The sequence below is a fragment of the Tunicatimonas sp. genome, from assembly GCF_049647865.1.
Classification (GTDB): domain Bacteria; phylum Bacteroidota; class Bacteroidia; order Cytophagales; family Cyclobacteriaceae; genus Tunicatimonas.
The window spans coordinates 1-9,891 of sequence record NZ_JBARYM010000405.1; the positions used below are offsets into that span (position 1 = coordinate 1).

At 43.9% G+C, this 9,891-nt stretch carries 10 protein-coding genes; 6 read left to right on the forward strand and 4 right to left on the reverse strand.

Annotated features, from left to right (window positions below; translation table 11 throughout):
• Window positions 1–80: 80 nt before the first annotated feature.
• Complete coding sequence (locus WBA23_RS12135) at window positions 81–443, reverse strand: hypothetical protein (protein WP_424582545.1); 363 nt, start codon at window positions 441–443, stop codon at window positions 81–83.
• Between the two features lie 425 nt (window positions 444–868).
• Here WBA23_RS12135 and WBA23_RS12140 point away from each other — a divergent pair, with 425 nt between their 5' ends.
• From WBA23_RS12140 to WBA23_RS12155, 4 genes are all read left to right on the forward strand, one after another.
• Window positions 869–1,825: an L-threonylcarbamoyladenylate synthase gene (locus WBA23_RS12140; protein ID WP_424582546.1), complete on the forward strand. Its 957-nt coding sequence runs from the start codon at window positions 869–871 to the stop codon at window positions 1,823–1,825.
• Between the two features lie 574 nt (window positions 1,826–2,399).
• Window positions 2,400–3,701, forward strand: a complete 1,302-nt coding sequence (nqrF, locus tag WBA23_RS12145; RefSeq protein WP_424582547.1) for an NADH:ubiquinone reductase (Na(+)-transporting) subunit F — start codon at window positions 2,400–2,402, stop codon at window positions 3,699–3,701.
• An 89-nt stretch (window positions 3,702–3,790) separates the two neighbouring features.
• Window positions 3,791–4,963 carry a formimidoylglutamase gene (locus WBA23_RS12150; protein WP_424582548.1) on the forward strand — a complete coding sequence of 391 codons (1,173 nt, stop codon included), beginning with the start codon at window positions 3,791–3,793 and terminating at the stop codon, window positions 4,961–4,963.
• A gap of 47 nt (window positions 4,964–5,010) precedes the next feature.
• The gene (locus tag WBA23_RS12155) at window positions 5,011–5,622 is read left to right on the forward strand and encodes a 3-keto-disaccharide hydrolase (protein ID WP_424582549.1); all 612 of its coding nucleotides are present in this window, start codon (window positions 5,011–5,013) and stop codon (window positions 5,620–5,622) included.
• Between the two features lie 6 nt (window positions 5,623–5,628).
• Here the strand turns inward: WBA23_RS12155 and WBA23_RS12160 are convergent, their stop codons facing one another.
• Complete coding sequence (locus tag WBA23_RS12160; RefSeq protein WP_424582550.1) at window positions 5,629–7,059, reverse strand: PQQ-binding-like beta-propeller repeat protein; 1,431 nt, start codon at window positions 7,057–7,059, stop codon at window positions 5,629–5,631.
• Window positions 7,060–7,156: 97 nt separating this feature from the next.
• Window positions 7,157–8,599, reverse strand: coding sequence for an amidohydrolase (locus tag WBA23_RS12165; RefSeq protein ID WP_424582551.1), 1,443 nt, complete (start codon window positions 8,597–8,599; stop codon window positions 7,157–7,159).
• A 146-nt stretch (window positions 8,600–8,745) separates the two neighbouring features.
• Between WBA23_RS12165 and WBA23_RS12170 the strand changes: the two genes are divergently transcribed.
• Both WBA23_RS12170 and WBA23_RS12175 read left to right on the forward strand, forming a co-directional pair.
• The gene (locus WBA23_RS12170) at window positions 8,746–9,261 is read left to right on the forward strand and encodes a 2'-5' RNA ligase family protein (RefSeq protein WP_424582552.1); all 516 of its coding nucleotides are present in this window, start codon (window positions 8,746–8,748) and stop codon (window positions 9,259–9,261) included.
• Window positions 9,262–9,350: 89 nt separating this feature from the next.
• Complete coding sequence (locus tag WBA23_RS12175; protein ID WP_424582553.1) at window positions 9,351–9,689, forward strand: Dabb family protein; 339 nt, start codon at window positions 9,351–9,353, stop codon at window positions 9,687–9,689.
• Window positions 9,690–9,718: 29 nt separating this feature from the next.
• On the opposite strand, the gene WBA23_RS12180 is transcribed toward WBA23_RS12175, so the two are convergent.
• The coding region (locus WBA23_RS12180; protein ID WP_424582554.1) for an ATP-binding protein at window positions 9,719–9,891 on the reverse strand (173 nt) is incomplete at its 5' end.

Genomic DNA, 9,891 nt, shown 5'->3' on the forward strand with positions numbered 1-9,891 from the left:
GAGCATATGTAAAACAAAAAAAGGTGGCTTAAAATGCCACCTTACTTCACTTTTGAGTTAGATCTACTACTTTGTATCTACTAACCTCGGGTCCAAATTGCTTTCACTTCATCAATAGCTTCTTCTACAGCTTCTTTGTCCAGACCCAACCGGCAAGCCATATCTACGCAAAGCTGATGCTCTTGTTCTGCTATTTCTCCATCGACAATAGATATAAAAATGGCATCCATTATTTGATCTTCGGGCTGTACTTGGTTCAGTGGAACTACATGCTGAAGTTTATCGGCATCTTTAATAATGCGGTCAAACTCTTCGGCGTTCATTCCTGTTTCTTCGGCACGTTCGGCTAAAAACTCCCTTTCCCTTGCATCCATATATCCGTCGGCTGCTGCAATAGCAACTAAGTTTACGAAATGCTCTAACTTAATTTTTCTATTTGTCATATTGAGGTATTTTAGAACTCAATACCAAACTTACAACTTGATATTTAGTACTCCAACTCCCTGATTTTCAGTGCATGTAATGTAGAAGTTTCGCGGTTCCTCTTTTTTAGTTTTTGCTGAGCAAGTTGGAAATAGCTCTACCTGTAAGGTTTAGGTAGGCTTACCCAACAAGTATGCATTTTAAGGAAAAGTAGGGTAAACCTTATTTTAAAGGCCTACCTATAGCCAACAGAGTTTAATTACTTTAAAATACACTATTAATATTATTTATATAACAAACTGTATAACTTAAATAATATCTGGTGATTTGACTGATTCTGACTCCTCACTCTTTCTGAAGATTTTAGTATTTGTTGGGTTTTATTCTAATAACTAATATTATTGAGCAATACTTATTAAATGGTATTTATCTACCAGAAACAGCTATGGCAGTTAGTGGAGCAGATGTACAGCATGCAAAGAAGTTATTGTGTTCAGGGAAATTGGTAGCTATCCCTACCGAGACCGTGTACGGCTTAGCAGGAAATGCCTTAAACCCCAGAGCTGTAGCGACTATCTACGAGGTAAAAAACCGACCATCTTTCAATCCGCTCATCATTCATACTGATAGCCTAAAGAAAGTAGCTAACTACGTAGCATCTGTACCACCTTTGGCTCAAAAGTTGGCTGATAAATTCTGGCCCGGTCCACTTACTATACTGCTGCCAAAAACCGATGCATTACCGGATATAGTGACCGCAAGCTCAGAGCGAGTAGCGGTGCGAGTACCGCAGCATTCGCTTACGCTTTCTTTACTTAAAGAACTTGATTTTCCATTAGCTGCCCCCAGTGCTAATCCATTTGGGTACATCAGCCCTACTCAGGCTGCCCACGTAGAAGCGCAATTAGGCGATAAAATAAGCTATATTCTAGACGGAGGATCATGTTCAGTGGGTATTGAATCTACCATTGTCGGAATAGAAGATAACAGAGTAGAGGTATACCGCTGGGGAGGTATTTCTTTAGAAGATTTAACAGCGGTAGTGCCCAACGTACAAACTTATTCTAATCAGCTAGAAGAATCGCCTTCCGCCCCAGGAATGTTAAAAAGCCATTACGCTCCATCAAAAAAAATTATTATTGGGAATTTGGCTGAATTACTGCGACAATACCACCATTCGGAGGTGGGAATTATCTCGTTTAGCGATTTTTTTCCGCAAATCCCAAAAAACCGGCAGTGTGTATTATCTGCTTCGGGCAATTTAAACGAGGCAGCTCAGCGACTCTTTTCTTCATTACGCCATTTAGATCGCCCCTATATTAAGGTAATCTTATCTGAATTTGTCCCTAATTATGGACTAGGTCGGGCTATTAATGATCGTTTAGCTCGTGCTTCTGCTTAATTTTGTGGTATATCTACGCCAGCACTTTTCTTTCTGGTGCCAAATTAGGCGAGTTAGAATAAATGCATCTTACTTCGCTTCGTATATGGTTCCAGGTTTCTTCATAAGATGTAGCATAATTTACTGTATGATGCACACCTTTTGGTTCCATAGACTCAGCTATCATTTTAATATTAAATTTCCGTGGAAAAAGTAACTCTTTCATGCTAATATTGATTTCACTTAAAAATATTACATTACAAATGTACAAAAATATATGATTATTATACAATAAATTAACACTATTTTTTTTAAATGCTTCCTATTTCAGTTATAAAAGCACTTTGTACTTATGAAAAAAGTACATGACCCATGAAAGCTATTGCCGAATAGAGATTATTAACGACCTATTTTCAAATGCAACTCTGTACGACTATTAAATTTGAGGTTTATGCTAACTTTTTTCTTAAGCAGATCGTTATTTTTACAAATCAGTATCTGGTAAAAGAAAAGCCAGGTTTGTGCACATTTTTATATCGATTTATTAGATATATTTGCCGTGCATTTTATGGTGTAATTCAAACTAAATAAACCCATGACGCAAGTTGTCATTACAGCAGTTGTAGCTTTTACAATAGTCATATTACTTCTGGTAGCACTGCTACTGTTTGCTCAGTCTAAACTGGTTCAGCAAGGTGATGTGAAGATTATTGTTAACGGCGATGAGGAGAATCCAATTGTAGCTTCAGCCGGAAGTACGTTACTTTCTACCTTATCCAGTGAAAAAATCTTTTTACCTTCTGCCTGCGGGGGAGGGGGTACTTGTGCTATGTGCAAGTGTGCTATCGATGAAGGAGGAGGCGATGTTCTTCCTACCGAAGTTGGCCACCTAAGTCGCACTGAGCAGAAAGAAAATGTTCGTCTATCGTGCCAGGTGAAGGTAAAGAGTGATATGCGAATCCGCATTCCCGAAGAGATCTTCGGTATTAAAAAGTGGGAATGCGAAGTAGTTTCCAACTACAATGTCTCTACTTTTATTAAAGAATTTGTAGTGAGATTGCCCCAGGGCGAAACGCTAGATTTTGAATCAGGTGGCTATATTCAGATTGATGTACCTCCGGTTACGGTGAATTTTAAAGGAATGGACATTGCCCCCCACCCGGAGTTAGGTCATAAACCGGATATCTTCCAGGAAGATTGGGATAAATTTGGGCTGTGGGATTTAACCATGAAGAATGATGAGGAAATTTTCCGAGCTTATTCTATGGCTAACCACCCGGCTGAAGGAGATATCATTATGCTAAACATCCGGATTGCTACTCCACCGTGGGATCGTGCCGCTGGTAAGTGGATGGATGTAAATCCGGGTATTTGTTCATCATATGTGTTCTCCCGCGAAAAAGGAGATAAGGTAACTATCTCTGGTCCTTACGGCGAGTTCTTCATTAACCCCACCGAGCGGGAAATGATTTACATTGGCGGTGGTGCCGGTATGGCTCCGCTACGGTCACACATCTTCCATTTGTTCCATACTGAAAAGACCGACCGTAAAGTATCGTACTGGTACGGTGGACGCTCTAAGCGAGAACTGTTTTACGTGAATCACTTCCGCGATATTGAGAAAGACTTTCCTAATTTTAACTTTCACATCGGACTATCCGAGCCATTAGAGGAGGATAACTGGAAGGTAAAAGAAAACCTTGAGGGTGAAGGAGACGGTTACGTCGGATTTATTCACCAAGTACTTCTTGATAATTACCTAAACGAGCATCCAGATCCCGATGAAGTGGAGTACTACCTTTGCGGACCTCCATTGATGAATGCTGCGGTACTAAAGATGTTGGATGATATGGGAGTACCCCCCGAAAATATACGATTTGATGATTTTGGTGGGTAACCCATCTCTGATAAAAAAGAAGAAAGGGAGCGAATTTTCGTTCCCTTTTTTTATTTTGGCTAAGCGGTTTTCTGAACAATCTTTATTCTATGAGTTTAAGTCTATTCTTTCGCCCAGTTGATCCTACCGTTTACGAATGGGGTTCTCATCGGAATACAGTATTCAAATCAGTTGAAGTATTCACTCAAGAATTTCCGAACTATGCTGAGGCTGACATTGCCCTGATTGGCCTGGGCGAACACCGGGGTAGTGAGTTTGACGAAGGAATGGAGCAGGCTGCCGATGCAGTACGTAAAGCATTCTACCAGCTTAAGAAAGGAAGCGGAGCTTACAAAATAGTAGATTTAGGAAATCTAGTAAATGGGCACAGCTTGGAGGAAACCTACGGAAGAGTGCGCGAAGTTTGTGAAACCCTCATCAATTATAAGACCTTCCCAGTACTTATTGGTGGCTCCCACGATTTAGACTACGGCCAGTACCAAGCCTACGAAACGCTAGAAAAATTAATTGGAGTGCTTTGTGTTGATGCCTTTATAGATATTGAACGTACTCAAATGACGGAGCAAACCCTGCGACCCAATCAGCATCACCTTCATCAAATTCTAATGCATGACCCTAACTATCTGTTAAATTACAGTCATATGGGCTATCAGAGTTATTTGGTAGATGATGATGTACCCGCTCTACTAGATAAGTTCTATTTTGATAGCTACCGGTTAGGGTTAGTGAACCAAGGCATTGCCACTATGGAACCCGTACTGCGGGGAGCCGATATGTTGAGCTTTGATATTTCTGCCATAAAGTTGGCAGATGCACCCGGGCACGCCCGAGCACAACCGTTTGGTATCACTGGGCAAGAGGCCTGCCAGCTTTGTTGGTACGCCGGACACAGCGAACGACTAACTTCGGCGGGGTTCTACGAATACAATCCTGATTTTGATGATGAGCGTCAAACTACCGCCGCAGTATTAGCGGTGATGATTTGGTACTTAATAGAAGGCTATTATCATCGTACCTACGAAGAAGACTTTGAAAGTAATGACTTCATTAAATACTTAGTACCACTAGCTGATGTACCCGAGCATATTACTTTTTATAAAGCTAAGAAGAGCGAAAAGTGGTGGATGGAAGTACCTACCCCTCCTAACAATCGCTTAAATGAGCGCAAAAGTATTGTACCCTGCGACCAGTCAGACTACGAAATGGCTACAAAAGGGGAGATTCCCGACCGTTGGATTCAGACTCAGGCTAAGTATTCTTAGAACCTTTTTACTAGTATGATCTAATCTAAATTAGTATCATTGCCTCTATGAAAAATCTTATCTCCCTTCTAGGCTGTTTTGTTTTTTTAAGTATTGCTACCACTAGCTGCGCTCAGAATGATGGCTTTAAATCTGTTTTCAACGGAGAGAATTTAGATGGTTGGGAGATTTACGGAACCGAAAAATGGTACGTAGAAGATGGTTTGTTAGTATGCGAAAGTGGCCCCGACGAAGCCTACGGTTATCTGGCTACCAATGAGTCGTACAAAGACTTTATACTGACGCTAGAGTTTCAGCAGGAGGCTAACGGGAACAGCGGTGTGTTTTTTCGTTCATCAATTGAAGGCACAAAAATCACTGGCTGGCAGGTAGAAGTGGCCCCTCCCGGCAACGATACGGGGGGAATTTATGAATCGTATGGACGGGGTTGGCTAGAGCAAATCCCCGAAGAAAAAGAAGACATTCTAAAGATGGGCGAGTGGAACCAAATGCGAATTGAGGTGAAAGGCGATCAGGTGAAAACCTACCTTAACGAGCAACTTATGGTAGATTTACAGGACGAAAAGATTGGAAAAGCTAATGGCTCAATTGCGTTACAAATTCACGATGGGGGTGGCATTAAGGTACGATGGCGCAATTTGATGGTGAAGGAGTTATAAAAAGGCTCATTTCTGAAAGAGTCCATTACAGTAACTGCCCATATACGCTCCCCAACTGATCGGTTTTTTTATTGGAAGTTCAGTAGCAATGCGGTGAATTTGCATTTCACTAAAGGTGTAGGTGTGTCGTAGATCAGTGCCGTGACAGTAAATAATATCTAGCATTCCGTTGCCGTCCAGATCACCAATCCAGGGAGTAGAAGAAATATTGCTTCCTTCCCAGGTCTCGCCCAGTTGTTGCACATCACCGCTACCAATATCGATTGCTACCAGCATATTGTAGAAGAACTTTTGGTACAACTCATTTACCTGCTGGTAGTTGACACTCATAATAATCTCATCGCGACCGTCTTCAGTCAGGTCAATAGCTACCGCAGTGCTTGTCTGGTAGAATCCTAACGAATCTCTAAACTCAATAGCTCCGTTACTACCGTTAACCATAAATTGCCGATTCCACTCTAGATTGGGCCACTCGCCCTGGGCTACAGAGGCAAACAAGTCAGGAATAGTGTCACTGGTAAAGTTTCCTACCGCTAGCGAACTGTAGGCCTCAGTATTGGGCAGCGTTGTTTGCCAAAGTGTTTTAAAAGTGCTTCCGTCAAATGCAATCACATCACCCGCTACTGAAATCGCCACAATGTCGGGAACAGTATCGCCCGTTAGATCTACCGCTACTGGCGGAGCAATAAATCCTTTGTTGGGGCTGCTAGACAACAGTTTAGCTCCTGATAAATCTCCGTGCATTATATCAGATAGGGTAGTGGCGTACAAATTACCACCAATGGTTTCACCCCCCGTACCGAAAACTACGGTTAGCTCATTTTCAGTTGAGCTAGGGATAGCTACTACTGACATATAAATTTCTTTGTCATCGGGCATGGCGGCCTTAGCTAAAACCTCTCCGGTTCGAGCGCTGAGCACCATCAGATAGCCCGCCGGACGGTTGGGATCATAAGCTTCTACTAGCACATCGCCCCCGTTAGAAACTAACAAATCTTCCAGTCCATCCTGATCCTGGTCAGGAATGAACTGGGGATTATAAAAGTTATACCACTTAGCTTTGCGAACTTCTTTAAGTTTGGCAGCGGGAAAAAATTCCCATAGCACTTTCCCACTCGCTCCGCTAATGGCTTTGAGTACGGCCGAACGCCCCCCGATAACTACATCTTCTACCCCATCGCCATCAATGTCCTTGAGTGCCGCCGAACCGAACACCTGATCGCGAGCGGCTACTCGCCACAGCATTTCCCCGCTGGCACCATCGAGCGCAATAATAGCCGAATCCGACGGGGTAAGTTCTGCTGCTCCCGCGCCCAGAATAATATCCTTTACTCCGTCACCATTTAGGTCGGTAGTTCGGGGAGAGGAAAAGGTGCCAATGGAAGGGAGGTGTACCGACCAGGAAGGTTGCGCCCAAAGCTCAGTTGGGCTTATCAATTGACAAATCAATAATATTATCAATACTAAGATTTGCTCACCGAAAGAAAAAAACCTCCTCATCGCTTTAACTTATCTATTAATTACCAATACCAGGTTATTTGCGGTAATCTAGTGGCGGCTCCCGGTCACCCAGCAGAGATTCGTAGGCAAAGTCACCGCCCCTCTTTTGCATCAGTTCTTCGCGCGCGGTCTGCGTAATCTCCGGTTTCTGATAAATATCCATGGCGGTTAACGCTAGTGTTTTAGCGGCTACCATCATTCCCTTGTGACCAATGCTGGTTCCACCAGCGGCAACAGCCTGCCAACTGTGCGCGTAAGTACCCGGCACCCAGGTAGCGGCCGACATTCCAGCAGTAGGAGCCATCCAGCTCACATCACCCACGTCGGTAGAGCCACCCGTACCCCGATTGCTCACCGTGTAGGATTGCACTTCATTCGCTGAAGCTAAAGTAGCATCTCCGGGATCGTACGTTTGCTGAATTTGCTCGGCAAACGCTTTTTCTTCTTCATCGTAGCTTACTCCGCCCACTGCTTGTAAGTTCTGGTACATCATCTCCGACAGCGTTTCGTTGGGTAGTACATTGTAAATTCCGTGAATTACTTCGTACTCCATGCGGGTACCGGTTCCTAACGCCGCGCCTTCGGCGGCTTTCACTACTCGCTCAAACATATCGCGCACTTCCTGCATTTCAGGATGACGCACGTAGTAGAAGGACTCAGCGAAACCCGGAACGATATTCGGCGCATCGCCACCCTTAGTAATCACGTAGTGAATCCGGCTTTCGGCCGATACGTGCTCACGCATCATATTCACCATCATATTCATAGCTTCAATTCCATCTAAGCTTGAGCGACCTTTCTCAGGTGCCGCTGCGGCGTGAGCGGCATTACCGTAGAAGCGAAACTTGGCCGATTTGTTAGCGAGGGAAGAACGGGCACTAGCACTGTTGCGGCTTCCCGGGTGCCAATGCAGCACTGCTCCCACATCATCAAACAAACCTTCGCGCACCATATAGACTTTTCCGGCTCCGCCTTCTTCAGCAGGAGTACCGTACAACCGCAGGGTACCTGTAGTACCGGATTCTTCCAACCAGCTCTTTACTGCAATAGCCGCCGCTACCGAGCCAGTACCAAACAAGTGATGCCCGCAGGCGTGTCCACCTTTTCCTTCTTCTTTAATTTCCTGCTTGGGAACAGCCGTTTGCGACATGCCAGGTAGCGCATCAAACTCAGCCAATAGTGCAATAACTGGCTCACCCGAACCGTAGGAGGCCACAAAGGCGGTTGGAATATCGGCCACTCCGGCCTCTACCGAGAATCCAGCATCAGATAGTGTTTTTTGCAACAATTGCGAGCTTTGCTCTTCTTGGTAGCCCAATTCGGCGTAGTTCCAGATTTGGTGGGCAACCTCGGCGTACTGCTCCTGCTTTTCGTCCAGGCCAGCCAGCACGGACTTATCATCTTTAGATAATTTGGATTGGGCCAAGCCAGCAGATATTAAGCAAAAGCTTATAAAAAAAGTGATCAGTGTCTTCATAGATTAATAAGGTGTAGTGTTCAAACTTCTAAAATACGGCTACCTGACTAACCAGACAATGTCTAGGCTCATATTTTTATGGCGATCAACCTTCAAACAAAAACAGCAAGAATATAATTAATCATGTTTCTACGTGAAAACACTCAATGAATAAGGAAACCAAATATCCACTCATTATTACTCTGGCTTTAGATGAAAGTAGTCAGACGTACTTTAATCGACTTCGAGAAAAGTACTTTCCAAAGGAGCGAAACTATTTACAAGCCCACCTCACGCTTTTCCATAAACTACCCGGCCAAGAACGATCCGCTATTTCTCAAACACTAACCGAGGTAAGCCAAGCCACTCAAGAGCTTTCGTTGGAAGTGGCTAAAGTAAAGAGTATGGGCCGGGGAGTGGCTTTTGTGCTAAAAAGCGAACGACTGATAACTATTCACCGGCAGCTCTCTCGGCAATGGCATGATTGGCTTACTCCCCAAGATCAACAGCAACTATGGCCGCACGTAACGGTACAAAACAAAGTGAGTCCGGAAGAAGCCCAGCGCACGCTCGAGCAGCTTTCGCCGTCGTTTGAGCCATTTACAGCCACTGGAACCGGACTGCAGTTATGGGAATATCGGAATGGCCCCTGGGAGTTTGTACGGATGTACCCGTTCGGGTAAACCGAAAAATCGTATATTTCGGTCTAACCTAATCTTGGTGTATTATGCGACAACTTATTTGCTTACTCTTTTTATTAACGTTTTTCACTATGACTGCTTTTGCTCAATCCGATAATGATCACGTTCGCCACGTAGTAGTATTCAAATACAAAGCCGATGCTTCGGAAGCGGATATTCAGAAAGTTACCGACAGCTTTCGCGATTTACAAAATACTATTCCGGGGATTGTGTCTTTTGAGCACGGAATCAATAACAGTCCTGAAGGAAAAAATATGGGCTTTACTCACGTCTACTTACTCACTTTTGAAGACGCTGAAGCTCGCGATACCTATTTGCCTCACCCTGAACACAAGAAATTTGGTGGCCTGCTCGGTGAATTAAACGTACTAGAAGATGTGTTTGTGGTTGATTATACGGTAGGAGAGTAGTATAGATTACTTCGTCTCACGAGATGTTTTTACTGAGGTAGAAGAATGACAATATCGGTTCCGTACTCCTCACTGCTATGGTAAGCTATAGATCCCTGGTGCATGTTTACTACCAGTTTAGCAATATAGGTTCCTAATCCGGTGCCCTTCTTCTTTCCTGCGGTGGCAAATTTTTCGAAGAAGCTATCGCGTAGTTCGGTAG

What these genes read in the sequence shown, in the direction of transcription:
- WBA23_RS12135 (WP_424582545.1), bottom strand. Translation starts at nt 443, where the DNA reads ATGACAAATAGAAAAATTAAGTTAGAGCATTTCGTAAACTTAGTTGCT.
- WBA23_RS12140 (WP_424582546.1), top strand. Translation starts at nt 869, where the DNA reads ATGGCAGTTAGTGGAGCAGATGTACAGCATGCAAAGAAGTTATTGTGT.
- nqrF (WP_424582547.1), top strand. Translation starts at nt 2,400, where the DNA reads ATGACGCAAGTTGTCATTACAGCAGTTGTAGCTTTTACAATAGTCATA.
- WBA23_RS12150 (WP_424582548.1), top strand. Translation starts at nt 3,791, where the DNA reads ATGAGTTTAAGTCTATTCTTTCGCCCAGTTGATCCTACCGTTTACGAA.
- WBA23_RS12155 (WP_424582549.1), top strand. Translation starts at nt 5,011, where the DNA reads ATGAAAAATCTTATCTCCCTTCTAGGCTGTTTTGTTTTTTTAAGTATT.
- WBA23_RS12165 (WP_424582551.1), bottom strand. Translation starts at nt 8,599, where the DNA reads ATGAAGACACTGATCACTTTTTTTATAAGCTTTTGCTTAATATCTGCT.
- WBA23_RS12170 (WP_424582552.1), top strand. Translation starts at nt 8,746, where the DNA reads ATGAATAAGGAAACCAAATATCCACTCATTATTACTCTGGCTTTAGAT.
- WBA23_RS12175 (WP_424582553.1), top strand. Translation starts at nt 9,351, where the DNA reads ATGACTGCTTTTGCTCAATCCGATAATGATCACGTTCGCCACGTAGTA.